Origin of the sequence: Rudaea sp., from assembly GCF_047601565.1 — a bacterium.
Taxonomy (GTDB): domain Bacteria; phylum Pseudomonadota; class Gammaproteobacteria; order Xanthomonadales; family Rhodanobacteraceae; genus Rudaea.
The window spans coordinates 2,280,009-2,304,628 of the sequence record NZ_JASGIY010000001.1; the positions used below are offsets into that span (position 1 = coordinate 2,280,009).

General features: G+C 66.4%; 22 protein-coding genes. 10 read left to right on the plus strand and 12 right to left on the minus strand.

Annotation, left to right across the window (positions count from 1 at the left end; translation table 11 throughout):
- Nucleotide 1: 1 nt before the first annotated feature.
- The 3 genes from QM741_RS09900 to QM741_RS09910 are packed head-to-tail and all read right to left on the minus strand — an operon-like array spanning nt 2 to nt 1,700.
- Nucleotides 2-613 (minus strand): GNAT family N-acetyltransferase, encoded by a 612-nt coding sequence (locus QM741_RS09900; protein ID WP_415207546.1) that lies wholly within the window; start codon nt 611-613, stop codon nt 2-4.
- Nucleotides 610-1,065: a GNAT family N-acetyltransferase gene (locus QM741_RS09905; RefSeq protein WP_415207547.1), complete on the minus strand. Its 456-nt coding sequence runs from the start codon at nt 1,063-1,065 to the stop codon at nt 610-612. Before QM741_RS09905 ends, QM741_RS09900 begins: the two co-directional genes overlap by 4 nt.
- Complete coding sequence (locus tag QM741_RS09910) at nt 1,062-1,700, minus strand: FMN-binding negative transcriptional regulator (RefSeq protein WP_415207548.1); 639 nt, start codon at nt 1,698-1,700, stop codon at nt 1,062-1,064. Before QM741_RS09910 ends, QM741_RS09905 begins: the two co-directional genes overlap by 4 nt.
- 101 nt (nt 1,701-1,801) lie before the next feature.
- Here QM741_RS09910 and QM741_RS09915 point away from each other — a divergent pair, with 101 nt between their 5' ends.
- Together QM741_RS09915 and sufT are read left to right on the plus strand one after the other, a co-directional pair.
- A complete protein-coding gene (locus tag QM741_RS09915) occupies nt 1,802-3,253 on the plus strand; it encodes a PLP-dependent aminotransferase family protein (protein WP_415207549.1) in 1,452 nt (483 codons plus the stop codon).
- A gap of 135 nt (nt 3,254-3,388) precedes the next feature.
- Nucleotides 3,389-3,946 (plus strand): putative Fe-S cluster assembly protein SufT, encoded by a 558-nt coding sequence (sufT, locus tag QM741_RS09920; protein WP_415207550.1) that lies wholly within the window; start codon nt 3,389-3,391, stop codon nt 3,944-3,946.
- 66 nt (nt 3,947-4,012) lie between these two features.
- On the opposite strand, the gene QM741_RS09925 is transcribed toward sufT, so the two are convergent.
- Entirely contained in the window at nt 4,013-4,501 is a 489-nt protein-coding gene (locus tag QM741_RS09925) for an asparaginase domain-containing protein (RefSeq protein WP_415207551.1), read from the minus strand.
- A 93-nt stretch (nt 4,502-4,594) separates the two neighbouring features.
- On the opposite strand from QM741_RS09925, the gene QM741_RS09930 reads away from it, so the two are divergent.
- Nucleotides 4,595-5,608, plus strand: a complete 1,014-nt coding sequence (locus QM741_RS09930; RefSeq protein WP_415207552.1) for a N(4)-(beta-N-acetylglucosaminyl)-L-asparaginase — start codon at nt 4,595-4,597, stop codon at nt 5,606-5,608.
- A gap of 77 nt (nt 5,609-5,685) precedes the next feature.
- Here the strand turns inward: QM741_RS09930 and QM741_RS09935 are convergent, their stop codons facing one another.
- The 3 genes from QM741_RS09935 to wrbA are packed head-to-tail and all read right to left on the minus strand — an operon-like array spanning nt 5,686 to nt 8,248.
- Nucleotides 5,686-7,299, minus strand: a complete 1,614-nt coding sequence (locus tag QM741_RS09935; RefSeq protein ID WP_415207553.1) for an acyl-CoA dehydrogenase family protein — start codon at nt 7,297-7,299, stop codon at nt 5,686-5,688.
- A gap of 8 nt (nt 7,300-7,307) precedes the next feature.
- The gene (locus tag QM741_RS09940; protein WP_415207554.1) at nt 7,308-7,658 is read right to left on the minus strand and encodes a DUF2069 domain-containing protein; all 351 of its coding nucleotides are present in this window, start codon (nt 7,656-7,658) and stop codon (nt 7,308-7,310) included.
- Nucleotides 7,655-8,248 carry an NAD(P)H:quinone oxidoreductase gene (gene wrbA, locus QM741_RS09945; RefSeq protein ID WP_415207555.1) on the minus strand — a complete coding sequence of 198 codons (594 nt, stop codon included), beginning with the start codon at nt 8,246-8,248 and terminating at the stop codon, nt 7,655-7,657. The genes QM741_RS09940 and wrbA overlap by 4 nt, the downstream gene beginning before the upstream one ends.
- 79 nt (nt 8,249-8,327) lie before the next feature.
- Here wrbA and QM741_RS09950 point away from each other — a divergent pair, with 79 nt between their 5' ends.
- Together QM741_RS09950 and QM741_RS09955 are read left to right on the plus strand one after the other, a co-directional pair.
- On the plus strand, nt 8,328-9,602 hold the full coding sequence (locus QM741_RS09950; RefSeq protein WP_415207556.1) for a YihY family inner membrane protein: 1,275 nt from the start codon (nt 8,328-8,330) through the stop codon (nt 9,600-9,602).
- 20 nt (nt 9,603-9,622) lie between these two features.
- Nucleotides 9,623-10,087 carry a TlpA disulfide reductase family protein gene (locus QM741_RS09955; RefSeq protein ID WP_415207557.1) on the plus strand — a complete coding sequence of 155 codons (465 nt, stop codon included), beginning with the start codon at nt 9,623-9,625 and terminating at the stop codon, nt 10,085-10,087.
- Nucleotides 10,088-10,183: 96 nt separating this feature from the next.
- Here QM741_RS09955 and ppk2 read toward each other — a convergent pair whose 3' ends face one another.
- The 5 genes from ppk2 to hemA all read right to left on the minus strand — a co-directional run bounded on the left by ppk2 (nt 10,184) and on the right by hemA (nt 16,076).
- Nucleotides 10,184-10,951 carry a polyphosphate kinase 2 gene (gene ppk2 / locus QM741_RS09960; RefSeq protein ID WP_415207558.1) on the minus strand — a complete coding sequence of 256 codons (768 nt, stop codon included), beginning with the start codon at nt 10,949-10,951 and terminating at the stop codon, nt 10,184-10,186.
- Nucleotides 10,952-11,009: 58 nt separating this feature from the next.
- Nucleotides 11,010-11,531, minus strand: coding sequence for a molybdenum cofactor biosynthesis protein B (gene moaB, locus QM741_RS09965; RefSeq protein ID WP_415207559.1), 522 nt, complete (start codon nt 11,529-11,531; stop codon nt 11,010-11,012).
- A 9-nt stretch (nt 11,532-11,540) separates the two neighbouring features.
- Nucleotides 11,541-13,619, minus strand: a complete 2,079-nt coding sequence (locus QM741_RS09970) for a tetratricopeptide repeat protein (RefSeq protein WP_415207560.1) — start codon at nt 13,617-13,619, stop codon at nt 11,541-11,543.
- Nucleotides 13,616-14,716: a peptide chain release factor 1 gene (prfA, locus tag QM741_RS09975; RefSeq protein WP_415207561.1), complete on the minus strand. Its 1,101-nt coding sequence runs from the start codon at nt 14,714-14,716 to the stop codon at nt 13,616-13,618. The genes QM741_RS09970 and prfA overlap by 4 nt, the downstream gene beginning before the upstream one ends.
- Nucleotides 14,717-14,804: 88 nt before the next feature.
- The gene (hemA, locus tag QM741_RS09980) at nt 14,805-16,076 is read right to left on the minus strand and encodes a glutamyl-tRNA reductase (RefSeq protein ID WP_415207562.1); all 1,272 of its coding nucleotides are present in this window, start codon (nt 16,074-16,076) and stop codon (nt 14,805-14,807) included.
- Between the two features lie 171 nt (nt 16,077-16,247).
- On the opposite strand from hemA, the gene QM741_RS09985 reads away from it, so the two are divergent.
- From QM741_RS09985 to QM741_RS10005, 5 genes are all read left to right on the plus strand, one after another.
- Nucleotides 16,248-18,032, plus strand: a complete 1,785-nt coding sequence (locus QM741_RS09985) for a tetratricopeptide repeat protein (protein WP_415207563.1) — start codon at nt 16,248-16,250, stop codon at nt 18,030-18,032.
- A 66-nt stretch (nt 18,033-18,098) separates the two neighbouring features.
- Complete coding sequence (locus tag QM741_RS09990) at nt 18,099-19,748, plus strand: M28 family metallopeptidase (RefSeq protein WP_415207564.1); 1,650 nt, start codon at nt 18,099-18,101, stop codon at nt 19,746-19,748.
- Between the two features lie 287 nt (nt 19,749-20,035).
- Complete coding sequence (locus QM741_RS09995; RefSeq protein ID WP_415209105.1) at nt 20,036-21,118, plus strand: DUF475 domain-containing protein; 1,083 nt, start codon at nt 20,036-20,038, stop codon at nt 21,116-21,118.
- Between the two features lie 103 nt (nt 21,119-21,221).
- Nucleotides 21,222-22,106 (plus strand): HpcH/HpaI aldolase/citrate lyase family protein, encoded by an 885-nt coding sequence (locus tag QM741_RS10000; protein ID WP_415207565.1) that lies wholly within the window; start codon nt 21,222-21,224, stop codon nt 22,104-22,106.
- Nucleotides 22,107-22,192: 86 nt separating this feature from the next.
- The gene (locus QM741_RS10005) at nt 22,193-24,583 is read left to right on the plus strand and encodes a sodium:solute symporter family transporter (protein ID WP_415207566.1); all 2,391 of its coding nucleotides are present in this window, start codon (nt 22,193-22,195) and stop codon (nt 24,581-24,583) included.
- Nucleotides 24,584-24,620 lie beyond the last annotated feature (37 nt).

Here is a 24,620-nt window from a genome sequence, read left to right on the forward strand (position 1 = left end):
GCTACGCGCGCGGCTTGGTCACCTGCCATTCGAGGTGCGCTTTCACTGTAGGCCATTCCGCGGCGGCGACGCTGTAGACGCAGGTGTCGCGCAGTGCGCCGTTCGAGTAGCGCTGGTGGCAGCGCAACACGCCGTCGAGCTTGGCGCCGAGGCGTTCGATCGCGCAGCGGCTCTGGAAGTTGATCGATCCGGTGCGAAACTCCACGGCGATGCAGTCCAGCGCTTCGAACGCATGGCGCAAAAGCAGGTATTTGCACTCGGTGTTGATGCCGGTACGTTGCGCGCTTCGCGCGTACCAGGTGCTGCCGATCTCGACGCGGCGATTCGCGGCATCGATGTTCATGTAACTCGTCGCGCCGACGAGCCCGTTTCGCGCATTGTCGACGACGACGAACGGCAGCATGCTGCCGCGTTCGCGCAGCGCCAAGCGGCGCTCGATGTCGGCGCGCATCGTTTCGGGCGACGGCACGTTGGTGTACCAGAGCTTCCATAGCTCGCCGTCGCGGACGGCATCGGCGAGCGCATCGTGGTGCGCGTCGGTCAGCGGCACGATGGTGACGAGCGTTCCGCGCAGCGTGACGGTATCGGGCCAGGGGCGGGTCTGCGGGTTCATGTCGGCAAGGGCAGATGGTATTCGAGGAAGCCGGTTTCGCGCATCCAGCCGAGCGATTCGTACAGGCGCTGCGCCGGGAGATTGTCGGTGGCGGTGCTCAGCGACAGCGACGCGGCGCCGTTCGCGCGCGCGAAATCGGCAGCGGCGTTCAGCAGCGCCTTGCCGACTCCGTGACGGCGCGCGCCCGGTGCCACGAACAGATCGTTGAGCAAGTAGGTGCGCACGCAGCGCACCGACGAGAACAGTGGATAGAGATGGGTGAAGCCGACAGCCGCATCGTCCGCAGCGAACGCCAGGAGGACCGTCGACTCGTGATGGGCGAAGCGCTCGCGCAGGAAGGCGCGAGCGTAGTCGAGATCGCCAGGCTGCCGGTAGAACTGCCGGTAGGCGTCGAATAGCGAGGTCAGCGTATCGAGATCGTGGATCGTCGCCAGGCGGACGCGCGCGTTCATTGCGGCCCCCTTTTGAACACGATATCGGCCATTTCCATTGCGCCCGGCGTGGCGCGCCGGCGCAGGCCGTCGATCACGCCTTCGCGATTCGCGGCGGGATGGTTCTGGCTGGCTTTCCACTTGCCTTCGAGCCGCGTGATCTCGAACTCGAAACCGACGATGCCGCGCAGCATGGCTTCGATATAGTCGGGCGGCGCATCGGAAATTTTCCATGGCAAGACTTCGCGCGATTCGTTTTCCGCAACGATCTGCTCGAGATGCGCGCGCAGCCATTGCGCATCGTCGATCGCGCGCAGGCGTCCGTGCGCGTGCACGGCCACGTAGTTCCACGTCGGCACGACCTTGCCGGTCTCGCGCTTGGTCGCGTACCAGGACGGCGTGATGTAGGCCGCGGGGCCGTGGAATATCGCAACGGCGTTGATGGGCTGCACGCAATCCGTCGCCAGGAGGTTGGCGCGGGCGATGTGCCCCTGCAGCGTACCGAATGCGCCGCGCTCCGTATCCAGATGCACCGGCAGATGATGTGCGTCCAGTCCTCGTTCGCCGGCGATCACGAGCGTCGCGAGCGGATGCTCGCGCATAAAGGCTTGCATCACGCCGGTACGTGATTCGGCGAAGCTGGAGGGGATGAACATGGCCGCCACCTCGAGGCGCATCGAACGGTTCGACGCCGCAGTGTGGGCGCAGGTAATGGCCCTATCCAGAACCGCAATATCCGTGGATAATGGAGCCAATCATGTACCTCGAACTCGACGGACAAGGTCCGCGCTACGCCCAGCTCACGCGCGGATTGAAGCAGGCGATTCTCGGCGGCCGCATCAATGCGCACTCGCGCCTGCCGGCCACGCGCGTGCTCGCGCGCGATCTCGACCTGTCGCGCAACACGGTGCTCGCGGCCTACGAGCAATTGGCCGCCGAAGGTTTCATTGAAGGCCGCGTCGGCTCGGGTTGTTACGTCGCCGCGATCGGCGCTATGCAGGCGCCGCAGCCGGTCGCGAAGGCGCCGGCGCGCAGCGGCGCCGCGCGCGCGCCGCTGTCGCGTCGCGGCGAGCGCATCCGCGAACTCTGGGACCGGCGCATCCCGGGCCGCGAGCACATCGGCCTGCGCTACAACCTGCAGTACGGCATGCCGATGACGAATCCGCAGCTCGCCAGCGCATGGCGCCGCGAACTCGCGCATGCGGCGGCGCACGCGCAGACGGACTATCCCGATCCGCAAGGGCTGCTCGCGCTGCGTCGGCAGATTTGCGACTACCTCGCGCGCCGGCGTGGCATCCTTGCCGCGCCCGAGGACGTGCTGATCGTCAGCGGCGCGCAGCAGGCGTTCACGCTCGCCGCCGAATTGCTGCTCGACGAGGGCGATCGCGTCGTGCTCGAAGATCCGCACTACCAGGGCGAGCGTCAGATCATGCAGGCCAGTGGCGCCGAGATCGTCGGCTGCCGCGTCGACGAGAACGGCATCGTCACCACCGATTTGCCCACCCAGGGCAGGACCAAGCTCGCGCTCGTCACGCCTTCCCATCAGTTTCCGAGCGGCGCGGTGATGAGCCTCGCGCGGCGCATGGAACTGCTTGCCTGGGCGGCATCGAGCGGTTGCTGGATCATCGAGGACGACTACGACGGCGAATTCCGCTACGACGCGCGCCCGCTCGCGGCGTTGAAATCGCTGGACCGCGACGGTCGCGTTTTATACTTTGGTACTTTTTCCAAAGTGCTTTTTCCTTCGCTGCGGCTCGGCTACATCGTGCTGCCGCCCGGGCTGCGCGACGCCTTCATCGGCGCGAAATGGCTGACCGACCGCGGTTGTCCGGCGATCGAGCAGGCCGCGCTGGCGAAACTGATGGCCGACGGCGCGTTCGAACGCCATCTGCGCGCGGCGGCGAAATCGCTCAAGGCGCGCCGCGCGACCTTGCTCGCGGCACTGCGCAAGCACGCCGGCGGCGAAGTCGAAGTCGGCGATTCGAGCGCGGGCATGCACGTGGTCGCGTGGCTGACGCGGCTCAAGCTTGCGCAGGCGCGCCAGCTCGTCGCGCGCGCAAAAGAACGCGGACTCGGGCTCTATCCGATCTCGCCGTATTTTCTCAAGGCGCCCGCGCGTCCCGGCCTGCTGCTCGGATTCGCCGACCTGCCCGCGGCCGACCTGCAGGCCGCGATGCGCATCCTCGGCGAATGCCTGCGCGAGATCTAGGCGGGCGAGTCGCCGGTTCGGGAAAGCGTTGCGACGCAAGTCGGCCTTGCGCTTGCAATCGACCGCCGGGCACACACATCGGATGGCGGGCAGCGAACCTGCGATAATCCGTTTTCGATTCGACAGAAAAACATCATGGGCGGCTACAGTCAGACTTCCGAACCGATCGTCTTCGCCCGCGACTGCAATGCCGTCATGGTGCCGCAGGGGCAGACCGTCAGTCTGCCCGCGGGGCAGAACGGCTACATCACCCAGGCGCTCGGCGGCAGTTTCACGGTGTTCGTCGACGGCAACCTGTTCCGCATCGACGGCAAGGACGCCGACGCGATCGGCAAGGAGCCGCCGGCGTCGATCGAGCTGGCCGCGGATGCGAGCGACGAGGACGTCGAGAAGCTCGTCTGGCAGCAGATGCGCACTTGTTTCGACCCGGAGATTCCGGTCAACATCGTCGATCTCGGCCTGGTCTACGAATGCGCGATCGAAAAGACCGACAGCGGCGAGCGCAAGGTGAAGATCTCGATGACCCTGACCGCGCCGGGCTGCGGCATGGGCGACATCCTCGTCGACGACGTGCGCACGAAGGTCGAGGCGGTGCCGACGGTCGCGGAGGCCGACGTCGAGCTGATCTTCGACCCGCCCTGGAACCATTCGATGATGTCCGAGGTCGCCAAGCTCGAAACCGGGATGATGTAGCAGGCACAAAAACGAACGCGCCGGCCGCGAAAGCGGCCCTTCTTCTTCATCGCCGCGGAAGGCGGTTCAGGCGGCTTCGAAGCAGTTCGCGTCGCGGTTCTTGCGCACGCGCAGCGGGTCCCAGATGCGCCCGTTCATCGCCACGTAGACGCCGTCGGGCAAGGTTTGCAGCGCGCCGACCGCGCAGCCGATGTTGAACACCGCATCCGAACCCTGGAAGCGCGCCGGGTTGAGCGCGCCGGTCAGCACGATCACCTTGCCGGGGATCGCCTGCAGCACGCGCGCGGTCTCGACCATCGTGTCGGTGCCGTGGGTGACGAGGATTTGGCGGTGCGGCTGCGCCTCGATCGTGCGCTTGATCAGGTCGCGGTCCTCCTCGGTGATGTGCAGCGAATCCTTGCGCAGCAGCGCGATCACGTCGAAATCGAAGGCCACGCCGAGTTGCTTGAGGATGTCGCCGATCGCCGGCGCACCGATCTGAAAAGTGGATTTGTCGTCAAAGTATACTTTGTCGATCGTGCCGCCGGTGGTGACGATGGTCAGATGCTGGAGCATGGCGCGTTCCGCATGGAGACGTGGATCGGAAGTTTATCAGGCAAGGCTTTCGGCTACACTCGCGGCAGCCATCCAGTCCGAGCACCGCACGCCATGACCGATCGCCGCCGCTTCCTCGCCGCCTCGCTCGCTGCAACTGCCGCGGCGACGCTACCGCGTGATACTCACGCCTCCCCCACAAAACCGGCGGGGCGGTTACGGCCGCGAGTCGTCTCGACCTGGGATTTCGGCGTCGCCGCGAACAAGGCGGCCTGGCAGATCCTGGGCAAGGGCGGCAGCGTGCTCGACGCGGTCGAGGCCGGCGCACGCGTGCCCGAGGCCGATCCGAACAATCACAGCGTCGGCCGCGCCGGCTATCCCGACCGCGACGGCCGCCTGACGCTCGACGCGAGCATCATGGACGGCAACGGGGATTGCGGCGCGGTCGCCGCGATCGAACACATCGCTCATCCGATCTCGGTCGCGCGGCGCGTGATGGAGAAGACGCCGCATGTGCTGCTGGTCGGCGACGGCGCATTGCAGTTCGCCCTCGAGCAGGATTTTCCGAAGGAAGATCTGCTCACGCCCGAATCCGAGCAGGCCTGGAAGGAATGGCTCAAGAAGAGCGAATACAAGCCGTCGGCGAACAGCGAGAACAAGACCTACGGCGCAGGCAAGCCGGGCGGCGCAGGCAATCACGACACGCTCGGCCTGCTCGCGGTCGATGCGCAGGGCCGGCTCGCGGGCGCCTGCACGACCAGCGGCATGGCTTGGAAGCTGCACGGCCGCGTCGGCGACAGCCCGATCATCGGCGCCGGCCTCTACGTCGACAACGAGGTCGGCGGCGCGACCTCGACCGGCGTCGGCGAGGAAGTGATCCGCACCGCCGGCAGCTTCCTCGTGGTCGAGCTGATGCGCCAGGGCCGCTCGCCGCAACAGGCCTGCGAGGAGGCGGTCAAGCGCATCATGCGTCGGCGCATGAAGATGGACAAGGATTTGCAGGTCGGGTTTCTCGCGCTGAGCCGCGCGGGCGAAGTCGGCGCGTATGCGATCCAGAAAGGATTTACCTACGCCGTCTGCGATGCCGGCAAGCAGGATACGCTGTTCGATTCGGTGAGCGCGTTGTAGTCGGGCAGTTAGCCGGGTGGCATGTCTTTACTCTCGCTCGTCATTCCGGCGAAAGCCGGAATGACGAACGGAAGCGCTTATGCCTGCAATATGTCTGCGAAGCGCGATGCCGAGACGGCATAAGCCGTAGCGTTTTCGTTGCGCTGCGCCCAGTCCGCGTGACGAGCGGCGAGGCTGAGCGCGAAACCTCGCGCGAACGCGAATGCGATATCGCGGGCGTTCGCTTCGAGCGCGTCGCGGTCGTGTCTCAGCGATTCGAGTTTGCCGGCGGCGTGTTCGGCGTGTGAACTTGCGATCGCCGCGCAGCGCGCAAGCTCGCTTGTTTCGATTTCTGCACGCAGTTCGTGCTGTGCGTCGATCAGCGTCTGCGCACCGCCCGCGCCGCGCAGCGCGCGCAGGAAATCGAGCGCCAGCACATTCGTGGTGCCTTCCCAGATCGGGAACACCTGCGCGTCGCGCAGCAGTTGCGGCATGCCGGTGTCTTCGAGATAGCCGGCGCCGCCGAAGCATTCGCAGGCTTCGGAGGCGATGACGACGGCGAGTTTTCCGGTCCAGAGCTTCGCGAGCGGCGTGAGCAGGCGCAGCCGGTCCTGCTGGGCCGGGCTTGCCTCGCCGGCCTGCGCGAGGCCGAGCAGTTCGGCGACGTGGAAGGCGAGATGAAACGCCGCCTCGAACTGCGCGCGCAGGTTCGCCAGCGTCGCGCGGTGCAGCGGCTGTTCGTCGAGCGGTTTGCCGAACGCCCGGCGGCGCTGCGCATAATCCTCGGCAAGCGCGAGCGCGCGGCGCATCGTCGCCACGGCGCAGACGGCGTTCCAGGTACGGGTGACGTTGAGCATCGGTGCGATCGCGCGCACGCCATGATCCGCGCCGGCGACGAGCCGTGCGGGCGCGCCGTCGAGATGGATTTCCGCCGTCGGCAATTCGCGCGTGCCGAGTTTGTGCTTGAGGCGGTCGAGCGTGACGTTCAGCAAGCGTCCCTGCGCGTCGCGCGACTCGAGGTAGAACAGGGCGAGGCCGTCGGCGCCCGGCGGTGCGCCTTCGGGCCGCGCGAGCGCGAGCGCCATCTGCGTGTTGATCGCCGAGGCGAACCATTTGCGCCCGTACAGTCGCCATTGGCCGTCGACGAGGCGCGCGACCGTTTCGCTGTTCGAAACGTCGGAGCCGCCGGCGTTCTCGGTCATCCACTGGCCGCTGATCCAGTGCCGTGCCGGATCGCGGCTCAGCAGATGCGGCAGCGCGTGCGCGGCGAGTTCGACATTGCCCGACGCTTTGATCGCGGTCGCGGCGCCGTCGCTCATCGCGAGCGGGCAGGAGTGGAACTCGCTTGCGCAGTGATACAAATATACAAGCGAGAATTGGTGCGTGCGTGCCGCCGCGCCATGGATGGATTCGTGCCCCGCGGCGACGAGGCCGTATTGTGCTGCGAGCGGTGCCGCCATGCGCCAGGCGTGCGTCAGCTCGATGCGATCGATGCGGTTTCCCCAAGCGTCCCACTGCGTGAGTATCGGTTCCTCGTCGGCGCGCGCGCGCGCCGACGCCCAAGCTTCGGCTGCGAATTGGCCGAGCGCATCGAGGTCCGGTTCGATTGCCGCCAGCGTCCGCGCATCGAGCGCGCGGCGCAGGTACGAGCACAACAACGCGTCGTCGCGATACTGGTTGCCGAGTTGCGGAGCGGGTTGTACGAAAGACATGCGGCCTCCTACGATTGGTGCGATGCTCGTTTCGCCGAGCGTACCTCCCAACCCGGCGCGAACACGACGATCAAGGCGAGCGCGATCTCGACGGCGGCGGGCCAGCGCGGCGGCGCGCCGATCCAGAGTTCGACTATGCCGTGCGAGAAATAGAACAGGCAGGCCATGCCGCCGATCAGCACACCGCGGCGCAACGACGTCGCGGCGATCCATAGGCAGAAAAATAACGGTGCGGTCGCAAGCAGCAGCGTCGGCGCGAGCAGTCCCGATTTCGGCGGCGCGAGCCACGCATGCCAGGCGAACTGCAACACGAGCAGGGCGACCAGTGCGCCGACGGCGGTGCGCAGTGCGGAATTCATGAGCCGAGTTTCGCTGCGATCGTCGCGACGCGCCGGCCGAGCGCGCGCGCGAGGATTTTCGCTTCGTCGCCGATCGCGCGGTCGGCATTCGCGCCGGCGACATGGCTCGCGCCATACGGCGTGCCGCCGGCGCGCGTCGTGTTGAGCGCGGCTTCGGTGTAGGGCAGGCCGACGATCAGCGCGCCGTGATGCAGCAGCGGCAGCAGCATCGTGAGCAGGGTCGATTCCTGGCCGCCGTGCATCGTGGCGGTCGAGGTGAACGCCGCGGCGGGCTTGCCGACGAGCGCGCCCGAGGCCCATTCGGCGCCGGTCGAGTCGAGGAAATGCTTGAGCGGCGCGGCCATGTTGCCGAAGCGCGTCGGACTGCCGAGGATCAGCCCCGCGCATTCGCGCAGGTCGGCCGGCGTCACGTACGGCGCCCCTTCGTCGGGCACTGGCGGCGCCGCGATTTCGGTGAGCGGCGCGACCGGCGGCACGCTGCGCGGGCGCGCGCGCATGCCGGGCACTTCCTCGACGCCGCGCGCGACGAGTCGCGCGAGTTGGGCGACGTTGCCGGTGCGGCTGTAGTAAACGATCAGGATTTCGCTCATGAAGCGGCGCGATGGTTGAGGATGGACGGTCGAAGTATAAGCTCGTCATTCCAGCTTTCGCTGGAATGACGAAGCTTTTATGCTCTCCCTCATTCCTCGTCCCTCGCTCCACATGCTACTCGACCGCAACCGCTACCTGAGCTTCGGCCGCTTCATGCTGCGGCGCTTCCTCGAGGACCGCTGTCCGCAGGCGGCCGGCGCGCTCGCCTACACGACGCTGTTCGCGCTCGTGCCGCTGATCACCGCCGTGCTCGGCATCCTCAGCGCGTTTCCGGCGTTCGCCGAGTACCAGGACAAGATCGTCCAGTACATGTTCGACAACTTCGTGCCGTCGGCCGGCGACACGATCCGCGGCTACTTCACCCAATTCACCGCGAACGCCGGCAAGGCGACCGCGATCGGCATCCTCGTGCTGCTGTTCAGCTCGATCTCGCTGATGATGAGCATCGAGGACGCGTTCAACCGCATCTGGCGCGTGCCGACCGGGCGGCCGCTGGCCTCGCGCCTGCTGATGTACTGGGCCGTGCTGACCGCCGGGCCGATCCTGATGGTCGGCGCGCTGGCGATCTCGTCCTACGTGTTCGCGTTGCCGCTGCTCGCGCAGGCCGGCGACTCGTTCCAGCTCAAGGCGCGCCTGCTCGGATTGCTGCCGTTCGCGATTTCCTGGTTCATGCTGACCGCGATCTACGTGCTCGTGCCGAATTGCCGCGTGCGCGTGCGCCACGCGCTGATCGGCGCGCTGGTCGCGGCGATCGCGTCGGAGCTGGCCAAGCGCGGATTCGTCGCCTACGTCGGCAAGAGCTACAACCAGGTCTACGGTGCGCTCGCGATCCTGCCGATGTTCATCGTCTGGATTTATTTTTCGTGGATCATCGTGCTCGTCGGCGCTTCGATCGCGGCGACGTTGGCCGCGTTCGACTATCGCCCGGATGCGCCGAAGCTCGCGCCGGGAGACGAATTCCGCGGCCTCGTGCGCGTGCTCGCGCATTTCGTGGCCGCGCAGCGCGCAGGCGAGGGGCTCACCGCCGACGAACTGCGCAAGCGCGAACCGTTTCTCAGCGATGCGCTGACCCAGCAGTATCTCGGCGATCTGACCAGGGCCGGATTGATCCGGCGCAGCGAGGACGGCGATTTCGTGCTCGCCCGCGATCTTTCCTCGACAAGCCTATACGAATTGTACGCCGCGAGCGGCTATCGCATTCCGCTGCAAGAGCCGTTGCCGATCGCCGGCGATGCCGCGCTGGACGCGGCGGCGACGGAAAAGCTCGGCGATGCCGGGAACGGGCTGCGTACGGCGCTGGACGTGCCGCTCAGTGAAATTTTTCCGTCGATGACGCGGTCCAAGGAAACATGATGTTTATCAAAGGCCGATCCATGAGACGTTTTCTTGCTTCCGCTCTCTTCGTACTGCTGTCATCCGCCGCGTTCGCCGCCGCGCCGCAGCCGCAGTTGAAAGTCACCACGCTCGATGGCAAGACCTTCGATCTCGCCGCGCAGAACGGCAAATGGGTCATCGTCAATTTCTGGGCGACCTGGTGCTCGCCGTGCATCAAGGAGCTGCCCGACATCTCGGCCTACGTCGACAAGCACAAGGACAAGGTCGCCGCGATCGGCCTCGCCTTCGAGGACAGCGACAAGGCCGACATCGAGAAATTCCTCAAGGCGCATCCGCTGACCTATCCGGTCGCGCAGCTCGACGTGATGGACCCGCCGAAGGATTTCGACGTGCCGAAGGGCCTGCCGAATACGTATCTGATCGCGCCCGACGGCCATATCGCCAAGGCCTTTCTCGGGCCGATCCGGATGAAGGACCTCGACGCAATCGTCCGGGAGCCTTGATGCCGTCATTCCCGCTTTCGCGGGAATGACGGCGTTTGCGGATTCCGCTCTACGCGGGAATGACGAAGAAGAGCGGATGCGCGGTCCACCGCGGCCTCAGTAAACGTCCTTCACCCAGAGCGAACTGTCCGCCAGCTCCTCGACGCCGGGGTCGCCCTTGAGCTTGGGCAGCTTGAGCGGCTTGACCGCGATCTTGCGGTCGGGGAGGTGGTCGAGCAGGTGGCGGATGAGGTTGAGCCGCCCGCGCGGCTGGTCGTTGAAATCGACGACGTGCCACGGCGCGTACTCGGTGTTCGTGGCCGCGATCATCGCGTCGCGCGCCTCGCCGTATTCGCGGTATTTGTTGCGCGCGGCGATGTCGACCGGCGAGATCTTGAAGCGCTTGAGCGGATTCTCCGCGCGCTCGGCGAAGCGCTCCTCCTGCTCGGCCTGATCGACCGCGAGCCAGTATTTGTACAGCAGGATGCCGTCGTCGACGAGGCCGCGCTCGAACACCGGACACTCGGCTAGGAAGCGCTTGTATTCCTCGTTCGTGCAGAAGCCCATAACCTTCTCCACGCCGGCGCGGTTGTACCAGCTGCGGTCGAACAGCACGATTTCGCCGGCGCTCGGCAGATGCTCCACGTAGCGCTGGTAGTACCACTGCGTGCGCTCGCGCTCGTTCGGCTTGGACAGTGCGACGATGCGGTAATGGCGCGTGTCGAGATATTCGGTGATCGCCTTGATCGTGCCGCCCTTGCCGGCCGCGTCGCGTCCCTCAAAGAGCACGACGACGCGCTTGCCGGTGTGCGCCAGCCAACGTTGGAATTCCACCAGTTCGACCGCGAGTTCCTTCAGGTGATGTTCGTATTTCTTCTTTTTCATGGTGAGCTCTTGTCAAAGAGCTTTTTTAGTCGCGTACTCCGTGGCCGAATTTTGCTTTTCAAGTTTCGGGCAGGCGCGGGCGCAGATTGGCGAGGTTGCACGGCGACGTGCGCGCGTCGAGCTGGGCGCGAATGAGTTTTTCCCAGGCCGTGCGGCAGGCCGAGGTCGAGCCGGGCAGGCAGAACAGGAACTTGTCGTTGGCGAGGCCGGCGAACGCGCGCGATTGCAGCGTCGAGGTGCCGATCTCCTCGAACGAAAGCACGCGGAACATCTCGCCGAAACCCGGCATTTCCTTGTCGAGCAGCGGGCGCAGCGCTTCCGGCGTCGAGTCGCGGCCGGTGAAGCCGGTGCCGCCGGTGACGAGGATGCCGTGCACGCCGGCTTCCGCGATCCACGCGGATACGATCGCGCGCATCCGATACTTGTCGTCGCGGCTGATCGCGCGCGCATGCAGGCGATGGCCCGCTTCGGCGAGGGCGTTGCAGAGGTAATCGCCCGAAGTGTCGTTCTGCGTCGTGCGCGTGTCGGACACGGTCAACACGCAGAGATCGAGCGGGGCGAAGTCTTTGGCGGCGGTCATGCCGCCATCCTACAGGGAAATGTCCTGGGCGGGCTGCCCCGAGCGCGCGAGCGCGGCCATGCGGTCCAGCAAGGCGACGAAGTCGGCGGCATAGGCCTGCATGTCGAACAGTCGCGCGCGCACGGTGGGATCGCGCAAACGCGCGCGCAATGCATCGAGACGGGCGGCCTGCGTGGAGAGTTCGATCGCGAGGGCGACATAGTCCCCGTCGCTGCCGACGATCGTCTCGTCGAGGCCGAGCTGGCGGTTGAGGCTGGCGGCGACGCGCGAAGCGAACGTGTCGCCCGGCCGCGTCAGCACGGGGACGCCGGCGTAGAGCGCGTCGGATGCGGTCGTATGCGCGTTGTAGGGACTCGTGTCGAGGAACAGGTCGGCATGCTTGTAGCGGGCGAGATACGCGGCGTGATCGGCCTTCGGCGCGAACACGAGGCGTTGCGGATCGACGCCGGCACACCGCGCCGCCTCGCGCAGGCGTTCGACCACGCCGTTGCCGGGGCGCTCGTCGAGCAGCCAGAGCACGCTGCCGGGCACGGCAGCGAGAATGCGCATCCATAGCGCGAAGCGCTCGGGCGTGATCTTCCAGTTGGCGTTGAAGCAGCAATAGACGAAGCCGTTCGCGGGTAGGCCCAAAGCTTCGCGCGTCGGTGCTTCGGTCACGGCGCGCGTCGTGTCGATCGGCTGATAGCAGCGCGGCAGGTAAGCGATCCTCTCGTCGTAATGCGCACGCTGCGCAGCCGGAATCACGACATCATCGGCGATCAGATAGTCGTACCACGGCGCGCCGAGCGAGCCGGGATAGGCGAGGTAGTTGACCTGGATCGGCGCGGGCCGCAGCGCGAAGATGCGCGGCATCGAGTTCATGCAGTAACCGTCGACGTCGACGAGAATATCGATGCGCGCATCGTGGATCTTCTGCGCGATCGCTTCGGGCGATTGCAGTGCCACCTCGTGGAATTCGTGGAACGCCCGGGCCAGGCGCTGACGCAGCGCGCTGCGGTCGTTCGGCGCCGTCGCGAACGCGACCGTGGCCAGCCTGGATGTACGCAGTCGTTCGATCAGCTCGACGATGAGCAGGCCGGTCGCGTGCTGGTTGAAGCCCGAAGAAACGAAGCCGACGCGTAGCGCCCCCGCCGCCATCGCCATTTGCACGCTTTGCCGCGCTTCGTGACGGTATTGGCGCGCGGATGCGTGTGCGCAGCGCAGCTGCTGCGCGGGGGTCGCATTTTCGGCGAGCAGCGCGAACGGGCCGACGCCCGCGGCGTCCGCATCGACCGCGGCGAGGATGCGCGCGCCGAGTTCGGCGAGGCCGGTCCAGTCGCACAGCTTGCGTTTGATGTGGACGAGATGGCTGAGTGCCGAATGCATGGCGGGCTCGAGCCGCAGGGCCTGTTCCATCATCTGCGCGGCGCTCCGCCAGTGGCCGAGCTGGTCGAACACGAGGGCGAGATTGTGCGCTGTCCGCGCACGCGGAGCGAGTTCCATCGAGGTGCGATAGGGCGCAAGTGCGTCGGCCAGCCGGCCCTGACGTTCATACAGGTAGCCGAGCAGATACCAGCCGTCGGCCGAACGTGGGGCCAGGCCGAGGCCGCGGCGTACGTGCGACTCCGCGGCATTCCAGCGATGCTGCGCGACGTTGGCGTTGGCCAGGTCGAACCAGGTCATGACCTTGGCGGGATCCGCGCGCAGGCTCAGTTCGAAGCATTGCGCCGCACGCGCGTAGTCGCCGAGTTGATGGCGCAGACGACCGAGATTGTTGAGCACGCCGATATGGTTCGGCGCGAGAACGAAAGCGCGCTCGAGGATATCTCTTGCATTTTCCGCACGTCCGCTGCGCAGTTCGACCGTGGCGAGATTGCACAGCACTTCGATCGAGTCCGGATCGAGCCGTTGCGCCTGCTGCAGCGAGCGCGACGCGGCCTCGAGCTGGCCGCGCCGGATCTGCGTGATCGCGAGCAGGCGCCAGATTTCCGCGTGCGGCGGCAACGTTTGCAGCGCCGCTTGCGCACGCTGCTCGGCGCCGGCGAGATCGCCGCGTTCGATCAGCGTGGCGATCGCGTCGATCGCCGCCGGCAGCAGCATGGCGTTCATCCGCCGCCGCCGGCGAGATCGCCTTCGGTCAACGACTTCATTTGATCCGCCTGATATTCCTGCGCCAGCGGCGCGAGCAGCGGATCGAGGTCGCCGGCAATGATGGCCGGCAGGCTGTACAGGGTCAGGTTGATGCGATGGTCGGTGACGCGCCCCTGCGGGAAGTTGTACGTGCGGATGCGCTGGCTGCGGTCGCCCGAGCCGACCTGCAGGCGTCGCGATTCGGCCTGCGCCGCGGTTTGCTTGCTGCGCCGCTCGTCGGTGAGACGCGCCCTGAGCAGCGACATGGCGCGTGCGCGATTCTTGTGCTGGCTGCGCTCGTCCTGGCATTCGACGACGATGCCGCTCGGCAGATGGGTGATGCGGATCGCCGAGTCGGTCTTGTTGACGTGCTGGCCGCCCGCGCCGCTCGCGCGGAACGTGTCCACTTTCAGGTCGACCGGATTCAGTTCGACGTCCTCGACCTCGTCCATCTCGGGCAGGATCGCCACCGTCGCGGCCGAGGTATGGATGCGGCCCTGCGCTTCGGTCTCGGGCACGCGCTGCACGCGGTGCGTGCCGGATTCGAATTTCAGTTTCGAGAACACGCCTTTGCCCTCGACGCGCGCGATGACTTCCTTGTAGCCGCCGTGCTCGCCCGGATTGGCGGACAGGATCTCCACGCGCCAGCCCTGCGTCTCGGCGTAACGCGCGTACATGCGGAACAGGTCGCCGGCGAAAATCGCCGCCTCGTCGCCGCCGGTGCCGGCGCGCACTTCGAGGAAGATGTTCGCCTCGTCGCGCGCGTCCTTCGGCAGCAGCAGCAGGTTCAATTCGCGATCGAGCGCGTCGCGCCGCGCTTCGAGTTCGGCGACTTCGCCCTCGGCGAGTTCTTTCATCTCCGGATCTTTCAACAGCGCCCTGGCCGCATCGAGATTTTTCCCGGCGGCGTCGTAGGCGTGCAGCGAGGCCGTGAGCGGTTCGAGCTGCGCAAACTCGCGCGACAAATCGCGGAAGCGCGCGTTGTCGGCGAGGATGTCGGGTTGGGCGAGCAGCAGGGAGACTTCCTGATGGCGCTCGGCAAGCTCGTCGAGCTTGCGCCGGATCGATGGGTTCATTGGAACGAATTTTAGAACAACGCCCGAAGGGCCGTCATTCCCGCGAAAGCGGGAATGACGGCAAGAGGGAGAGTCGGCTCAACGCTGCCTAAACGCTTTTGTCGCCGTTGGAACCGGGATCGAACAGCGCCTCGGCGGCGCGCAGCAGTTCGACGTCGCCGCGCAGTGCGGCGGCGCGCAGGTTGGCGCTCGGCGCGTGCAGGAGCTTGTTGGTCAGCGTATGGGCGAGGAATTCCAGCGCCTGCTCGGGCGTGCGGCCGCTCGCCAGCAGCGCGCGCGCCTTGTCGAGCGTGGCGTCGCGCTGCGCTTCGGCCTCGCCGCGCAGCGCGGCCAGCGGATTGCGCACGTCGAGCGCGCGGCGCCAGGCGAGATAGTGCTCGACTTGCAGTTCGATGATGGCTTCGGCTTCGTTCGCCGCCGCCTGGCGCGAGCGCAGGTTGTCGTCGATCACCTGCTTGAGATCGTCGACGGTGTAGAGGAAGACATCGTCGACCTCGGCCACGGCGGGTTCGATGTCGCGCGGCACGGCGATGTCGACGAGGAACATCGGTTTGCGCTTGCGCGCGCGGATCGCGTTCTCGATCAGCCCGCGGCCGATGATCGGCGCGGTGCTCGCGGTGGAGGAAATCACGATGTCGGCATCGGCCAGATGCTGCGGCAGGTCCGCGAGCGCGATCGCGTAGGCGCCGAAGCGCCCGGCCAGCGCCTGCGCGTTCTCGAGCGTGCGGTTGGCGACGATCAGCCGGCGCACGCTGGATTCGGCGAGATGGCGCGCGGCCAGTTCGATCGTCTCGCCCGCACCGATAAGCATCACGCAGGCGTCGGCGAGATTGGCGAACAGGCGCTCGGCCATGCGCACCGCGGTGTAGGCGACGGAAACCGGGTTCGCACCGATGCGCGTGTCGGTGCGCACGCGCTTGGCCACGGCGAAGGTCTGTTGCAGCAGGCGTTCCATCGACGTGCGCAGGGTGCCGGCGCTGCGCGCGGTCTGGTAGGCGTCCTTGACCTGGCCGAGGATCTGCGGTTCGCCGAGCACCATCGAGTCGAGGCCGGTCGCCACGCGGAACAGGTGGCGCACGGCACCCTGGTCTTCGTGGCGGTAGAGGAACTCGTCGAGGCGATGTCCGGTCAATCCGTGGTGATCGAGCAGCCAGCGCTGGACCGCGCTTTCCGCGCCCACGTCGGTCTCGACGTAGAGCTCGGTGCGGTTGCAGGTCGACAGGATCATCGCTTCGTTGATGCCGGGTTGGCGGGCGAGGTCGCTGAGCGCGCCGGGCGTGGCCTCGGGCGCGAACGCTACCTTCTCGCGCAAGTCGAGCGGCGCGGTGAGGTGGTTGAGTCCGAGGGCGATCAGGGCCATGAATGGGCTAAGCTACGCGAGCGCAGACGCTGCGAAAATCGGCGAAATTGTGCGGCCCGCACGCGGCGATGGCAAGCAAACGGCGGCGACGCGGCCGTTTGAAATCGCGGCTCCGCGCCCTGAGGTACCGGTGGACGGCGACAATTCGCCGCAGCAACGTTGGACGAAACGGTGAACGATTCCCTGATGCGATGGCGGGCTTGGATGGGGGCGGCGGTGGCCGCGGCGCTCGCCGCATGCGCCGGCGTGCCCGCCGATAGGCCGGCCGCGCTGGCTGCGGCGCAACCGTTGCAGGGTCTCGAGGTCGCGCCCGACGCGAAACAGCGCGATCTCATGGCCAACCTCATCGCCGGCGAACTGGCGTTGACCGATGCCGACCCCGTGACCGCCGCGCGGCGCTATGCCGACGCGGCGCAGGCGAGCGAGGACGCGACGATCGCCGAACAGGCCACGCACGTTGCGATCGCGGGCCGGCAGTGGGAGGTCGCGCACGCGGCATTGCTGCGCTGGGAGACGCTGAAAGGCGACGAGGTCGGTGTGCGCCAGGCGCGCGCGATGCTCGCGCTGCATGCGGGCGCGGACGACGCGGCGTTCGTCGATCTGGCCTGGCTCGCGCACCGGCCCGGCGGCTGGCGCGCGGTGTCGCAGGCCTTGCTTGGCGCCGAGGACAAGAGCGCGGCGGCGCGCCAGCTCGAACGCCTGCTGCGCGGCGACGGCGCCACGCCGGGCAATACCGTGCAGGCGGCCGATCTCGGCGACGATGCGCAGGTCTGGATCGCGGTCGGGCAGCTCGCCGCACGCCTCGATCGCAGCGACATCGCCAAGGCCCTGGCGCAGCGCGCGGTGGACCGGTTCCACACGCCGGAAACCTATGCCTGGGCCGCCCAACTGCGCATGCTGGCCGGCGACAAGGACGGCGCGCGTCGCCTGTTCGCCGACGCGCTGAGCCACGCCAAGGCCGTGCCCGGCAAGGAAGGGCGCGAGGACGGCGCGCGCCTGCGCGTCGCCTACGCCGCGTTGCTCGGCGATCTCGGCGACTATGCGCAGGCGTCGGCCGTGCTCGCGCAGGGGCCGCAGAACGACCGCGTCTTCGCCGCGCGTGCGGCCTATCTCGCGCGTGGCGACACCAAGGCGAATCGCGCGCAGGTCGAAGCGCTGTACAGGCAGGTGTTGGCCGAATCCGGGCCGCGCCCGTCCATACGCCTGCTTCTGCTCGGCCAACTCAGCGAACTGGCCGGGCGCAGCTCCGAAGCGCTCAAGTGGTATGCCCAGGTCGGCGAGGACGACGACGAATGGTTCGACGCCCAGCAGCGCACCGCGATCCTGCTCCACGACACGGGCCGCGCGGTCGAGGCGATGAACCTGCTGCACGAACTCGAGGCGCGCGTCGCCGACGAGGCGAAGACGCTCGGCGAAGTGTTCCTGCTCGAAGCCGATCTCGCCGGCAAGTCGCACCCGGCCGATGCGGTCCAGGTCTACGATCGCGGCCTTGCCGCGCTGCCGGACGACGTGCGCCTGCTTTATGCCCGCGCGCTCGCCAACGCGGACGCCGACCGCACCGACGAGGCGATTCGCGACTTGCGTCGCGTGCTCGAACTGCAACCGGAGAATGCCGACGCGATGAACGCACTCGGCTACACGCTGGCCGACCGCACCGACAAGAAGGCCGAAGCGCTCGCGCTGATCGAGAAGGCGATCAAGCTCAAGCCCGACGAACCCGCGATCATCGACAGCCTCGGCTGGGTGCAGTACCGCCTCGGCAACCTCGACGCCGCGGTGGCGCAACTGCGCATCGCCTATGCGAAGCAGCCCGATCCCGAGATCGCCGCGCACCTGGGCGAAGTGCTGTGGGTGTCCGGGCACCGCAACGAAGCGCGCCAGGTCTGGGAGGAAGGGCGCAAGAAGGGCGGCGACAACAAGGTGCTGCTCGACACGATCAAGCGGCTGGCGTCATAGTCGCAAATAGCATCGCTTCGAAGACATTCGGCATAGAATCATGCCGTTCTTCCAAAGGGTGCCATGATGAAAATTTTGCCTGTTGCGCTGGCGTTCTGCGCCTTCGCCTTGCCCGCCGCCGCCCAGCAACTCAGCGCCGACCGCATCGCGGCCACGGTGCAGACCTTGTCCTCGGATTTCTTCGAAGGTCGCGCGCCAGGGACGCGAGGCGAAGAGCGGTCGGTCGGCTACCTGATCGGCCAGTTCGAGGCGCTCGGCCTGCAGCCGGGCGGCAAGGACGGCAGTTGGGTGCAGGCGGCGCCGTTGCTGCATACGAAGCTTGGCGATGCGAAGACGCTCGGCGTCGACGTCGGCGACAGCTTGCGGCCGTGGCAGCGCGGCAAGGAGGTCTACCTGTCGACGATTCGCCCGGACGACCGCGCGCTGATCGAGCGTGCGCCGATGGTGTTCGTCGGCTACGGTGTCAGCGCGCCGGAGCGCAAGTGGGACGACTACAAAGGCGTCGATCTCAAGGGCAAGGTCGCGGTGTTCCTGGTCAACGATCCGGATTTCGAGGCGGCGAAGGGCGAGCCGGTTTACGGCCGCTTCGGCGGCAAGACCATGACCTACTACGGCCGCTGGACCTACAAGTACGAGGAAGCGGCGCGCCGCGGCGCGATCGGGGCGCTGATCGTGCACGACACGCCCGGCGCGGGCTACGGCTGGAACGTCGTCGTCAGTCCGCAGGGCGAGAACTTCGACATCGTGCGCGCGGCGGACAAGCTGAGCAGCCTAGCGCTGCAGGGCTGGATCTCGGGCGAAGCGGCGACGAAGCTGTTCGCCGCTGCGGGCTTCGATCTGGCCGCGCAGCGCAAGGCGGCGCGGCGCGCGGATTTTCGCCCGGTCATGCTCAAGGGCGAGACGTTCTCGGCCGACATCCCGGTCGAGCACGAAGTCGTCGAAAGCCACAACGTGCTGGCGAAGATTCCAGGCACGACGCATGCCGACGAAGTCGTCTTCTACGGCGCGCATTGGGACGCCTATGGCAGGGGGCCGGCGGACGCGCAGGGCAACACGATCCGCCGCGGTGCCAACGACGACGGCATCGGCGTCGCCGGCCTGATCGAGATCGCGCGCCAGTTCAAGGCGCAGCCGGCGCCGAAGCGCAGCGTCGTCTTCGGCGTCTGGACCGCGGAAGAGCGCGGCCTGCTCGGCTCTGAAGCCTATGCGCTGGCTCCGGTCTATCCGATGGAAAAGACCGTCGCCAACCTGACCATCGACGTGCTGCAAACCGCCGGCAAGGCGCGCGACGTGATCCTCGTCGGCGCGGGGCAGGACACGCTCGAGGACGACCTCGCGCGCTTCGCCAAGGCGCAGGGCCGCACGGTCACGCCCGAAAGCCTGCCCGAGCGCGGCCTGTTCTACCGCGCCGACCATTTCTCGTTCGCCAAGCGCGGTGTGCCGGTACTGCTGATGATGGGCATCGCCGGCGCTTCCGACCTCGTCGACGGCGGCCGCGCGGCCGGGCAGAAGTGGGTCGACGACTACACCGGCCATTGCTATCACCAGCCCTGCGACGCGTACGGTCCCGACTGGAAGCTCGACGGTGCGGTGCAGGACATAGCGTTGATGTACGACATTGGCCGCGACCTCGCCGACTCCGCACGCTGGCCCGAGTGGAAGGCGGGTTCGGAGTTCAAGGCGTTGCGCGACAAGAGCGCGGCATCAAGCCATTGATGGGCTGTCAATCGCCATTGCTGCGGAAGCAGCAATGGCGATTGCACTTTTCCGCGAGACCCTAAGCGTCGGCGCGGCGCGATCCGTTCAAGTCCGACACGCGTAACGAAAACTATCGTCTGAATTTTGCCGTTGCAGGCTGTTTCGCAGATGGCATTCGCTCACATTGCGCGGCATGGGAACGACGCTTGGCCATGCAGACGACGGTTGCCCGCATGGGCTGGGACGTCTCGTTATTGCAGCTCCCGATCTATACCGTTCACGGCGGCCGACGCCGACGGTGCGGGATGGCGACGCGCAGTCGGCAACGAGGTCCGGGCGTGCGCGATTTTAAGGCATGCTTTGCGGTCACGTTGCTGTGCTTCGCCGTCGCTTATTGGCGCGGCAGTCATGCCGCTCTCGGCGGGCCGTCTGCGCTTTGGCTGACGTTCGTGCTGGCGCTGCTCGAAATAGGCCTGTCGTTTGACAATGCCGTCTTGAATGCTCGCGTCCTGGAAAGGATGAGCGAGAGATGGCGCCGGCTTTTCCTAACACTGGGAATCCTGGTCGCGGTGTTCGCAGTGCGGCTGGTCTTTCCGATTCTCATCGTCAGCACTTCGACCGGCGAGTATCCGGGTTCGGTCACGCGCATGGCATGGGAGGATCCGGACGGTTATGCGCGCTTGCTGAACTCGGTTTACCCACTGATTTCCGCCTTCGGCGGCAGCTTCCTGCTCCTCGTCTTTCTCGATTTCGTCTTCGACGGGAGCCGGGATGTTCATTGGATAGGCCGGGTCGAGAAACGCCTGGCGAAGGCGGCGAAATTCGATGGAAGCGCCGTGTTGATCGCGCTTTGTGCCGTGTCCGGCCTGCGCCTGTGGTTGCCCGCGCCGCGTTATTTCCCGGTATTGGCGGCGGCAGTGGCGGGCATCATCCTCTACCTCGTCGTCCAGGGCATCGGTGCGATGTTCATGCAAGCGCAGCCGGGTGTGCCGGCAAAATCGGCGTGGCGCGCCAACTTCGCCAATTTCCTCTACCTGGAAATGCTCGACATGTCGTTCTCGTTCGATGGCGTGATCGGTGCGTTCGCGGTGACACGCGACATCGTCGTGATCGCATTGGGCTTGGCCGTCGGCGCAGTCTTCGTTCGTTCGCTGACGTTGCACTTCGTTCGCAGCGGCATTCTGCACCGCTACGTCTATCTGGAGCATGGAGCGCATTATGCGATCGGCACGCTCGCGGTGGCCATGCTTGCATGCGCCGTCTTGCCTGTGCACGAGTCGTCGTTCGCATCCCTGGTCGGCGCAGCCTTCATCGCAGCGTCCATATGGTCGTCCATCGCGCGGGTACAACGCGAGGCGCGCGGGTGTGCGACTCGCGATGGCGCCTGACGCTCGGGTGCGCCTGCGCGCGCGCCGGTCATCACGAAATCTTTCGTCTGAAACCTCGACATGACGGGTTTATTTTGCGTCCCATCCACGCACACTGTCGGTCATGAAAATGCCTTTACTGCGCAGCAAGCTGTTCGTGCCTGGCACACGGCCCGAACTGTTCGCCAAGGCGTTCGGCGGCACTGCGGATGCGATCTCCTTCGATCTCGAGGATGCGGTGCCGGAAGACGCCAAGGCGCGCGCGCGCGCGCAGGTGGCCGAGTTCGTGCGCGACACGGACATGCAAGGCTCGGGCAAGCGGGTAATCGTGCGCGTCAACGCGCTGGATTCGCCGCATTTCGTCGCCGACGTGGAGGCGTTCGCGGGATTGGACGTCGACCTGATCAATCTGCCCAAATGCGAATCCGCACAGGCCGTGATCGCCGCCGCCGCAGTCCTGGAGCGAGTCGAAGCCGCTGCGCATCGCGCTGCGCCGGTCGGGTTGCTGGTCAACGTCGAAACGCCGAAAGCGCTGCGTCTCGCGGTCTCCATCGCCACAGCTCATCCGCGCGTGAAAGGGTTGCAACTGGGTTTGGGCGATCTGTTCGAACCGTTCGGCATCGACCGCCGCGACCCTCGGAACGTGCATGCGGCGATGTTCGCCTTGCGCATGGCGGCGGCGGAAGCGGGCGTGTTTTGCTGCGATGCCGCGTTCGCCGAGATCGACGACGAAGAAGGCTACCGCGCCGAAGCGCACATGGCGAGGCAGCTCGGTTTTGTCGGCAAGACCTGCATCCATCCGAAGCAGGTAGCGCTCGCCAATGCGGCATTCACTGCGGGCCCGCAGGAGATCGAACGCGCCCGGCGCATCGTCGCTGCCGCGCGGCTTGCCGCCAAGAGCGATTGTGGCGCCGTGCTTGTCGACGGGAGCATGATCGACGCTCCGTACCTGCGTCGAGCCGAAGCGATAATCGCGGCGGCGGACGACATACCACCGAAAATGAAATGACCCTCGCCCGGCGCAGGCGGGATCATGAAAAAGAATCTGGAGGGGAGGGCGGTTTGCTGGCAATTGAGTTTTCATTCGCAGGAGTCTTGCGCCGCCTCGCGATCTGCGCTTTGCTGTTCAGTTGCACCGCGCACGCCGACATGCGGAGCCTGATTTCGGTCGATACCGGGTCGTTGCCGCCGTTGCAGCACGCCATTTCCCTGACGGGGCTCGCGACGATCCAGGGGCGCATCGCGGCTTTCGGTGCGGCCGGCGCTTTCGTGCTCGATGAAGACCGCAAGGAATGGCGTCCGGCGAGGCTGGAAATGGCGTCCGGGCAAGCGATCCGCGTCGTTTTCGGGGATGGCGTGCGCGCTTATGCCCTGTGCGGTGCGACGTCGTCGCAGGCGGTCGACTCGATCGGCGTGCTCACGCTCGTGAACGGCGTGCTCCGATCGCGGCAGCTCGCATCCCTGCCGACGGCGCTGGTGGACGCGCATGCCGCAACTCGGGACGGCATGCTGTCCGTCGTCGGTCTCGACGCCGCGGGCGGCGGCACGGTGCTCTTGCAACTTGAATCGTTCATAGCCGGCGCGCAATGGAAAACCGTCGCCGGTTGGCCGGGCGGCGCGGCGAGCTCGGTCGCACAGCAAGGGGCGGCGGTCTACGTCACTGTGCCGGAAGCCGGCATCGACCATATCTGGCGCTGGTCGGGCGAAAGCGGCTGGGTATCCGGATCGAACGCGCCAGGTGCAATCGTGCCGAATTCGGCACGTGCGATCGGTCAGGCCACGATTCTCTATCTCGTGCGCGAAGCTGTTTCTCCGAATGACGCTGCGACGAAGATGGTCAGCTACCACACCATCACCGGCAGCTGGGCTACGCTCGCCGAAGCGGGAACGGCCGATGCGAACGGCGTGGCCGCATGGAACAACGGCATGCTGTGGGCACGAGCCGATGCGAACGGCGCGATCGCATTCGGCTACTCCGAGATCGAGGCCGGCAAGGTGCTGCTCAATTGGCTGGACTGGGTCGTCATTGCCGTCTACCTCGCCGGCATGATCGGCATCGGCATGTATTTCTACCTGCGCGACAAGAACGCTTCGACTTCGGAATTCTTCGTCGGCGGCCGCAGCATCCCGTTCTGGGCCGCCGGCGTAAGTCTGTATGCGGCGAATACCAGCTCGATCAGCTTCATCGCGATCCCGGCCAAGGCGTTCGAGACGAATTGGACCTACATGGCGAACAACCTCACCGCCGTGGTTGGCCTGGTCTTCGTCGCCATCTGGATCGTGCCGCTGCTGCGCCGGCTCGACCTGATGAGCGTGTTCTCGTATCTGGAGACGCGCTTCCATCCGGCGATACGCATGCTTGCCAGCGCGTTGTGCATCGCCATGCAGCTCGGCAGCCGCATGAGCGTGATCCTGTACCTGCCCGCCCTCGCGATAGCGACGATTACCGGCATCGATGTGACCTGGAGCATCCTGTTGATGGGTGGCTTCACCATCGTCTACACCGCGCTCGGCGGCATGAAGGCGGTGATCTGGACCGACGTCGTCCAGGTCGTCGTCAAGATGGGCGGCGCGATCTTCGCGATCGGCTTCATCGTCTGGCATCTGCACGGCGGCTTCGGCGAATTCGCCGCGACCGCGCTCGCCGGGCACAAGACCAAGCTGTTCGACTTCCGCTTCGATCTGACCCGTGCGACGGTGTGGGGCTTCCTGTTCCTCGTGCTGTTTGACGTGGTGCTGACGTTTCCGAAGGACCAGGTGTTGATGCAGCGCGTGCTCTCGACCCCGTCCGACAAGGAGGCCGGCCGTTCGATCTGGGCCTTCGCCGCGATCATGGTTCCGGGCGGCTTCGTCTTCTACACCATCGGCACGGCGCTGTTCGTGTTCTACAAGACGCATCCGGAGCGCGTGAATCCGCTGCTGCCGATCGATGCGACGTTTCCGCTGTTCATCGCGGCGGAATTGCCGAGCGGCGTGACCGGCCTGATCATCGCCGGCATCTTCGCCGCGGCGATGGCGACGCTGTCGGGCATCATGAACTCGGTGGCCACGCTGGCCTCGGTCGATTTCTACGAGAAGCTCGTGAAGAGTCCCGATCCGCGCAAAAGCGTGCGCTTCGCCGAGGTCATGACCGTCGTCGCGGGTCTCGTCGGCATCGGCATCGCGCTGCTGCTGTCGCGTTTCGACGTCCATTCGCTGTTCGACGTCTCGATCGAACTCGCCGGCCTGCTCGGCGGCGGCTTTGCCGGCGCATACACGCTCGGCATGTTCACCCGTCGCGCCAATTCGCCCGGCGTGGCCATCGGCATCGCCTCGAGCATGGTGCTGACACTCGCGATCTGGTCGTTCAAGATCGTGCACCCGTATTTCTATCTCGCGATTTCGATCCTGCTGTGCATCGTGATCGGCTATCTCGCAAGCTTGTTGTTCCCGCCGCCGGCGCATTCGCTCGCGGGATTGACGATCTTCCGCGACCGGGAGCCGTGACGGCGTTGCCGCGATGATCGCATGCAGAGCCTGCTAC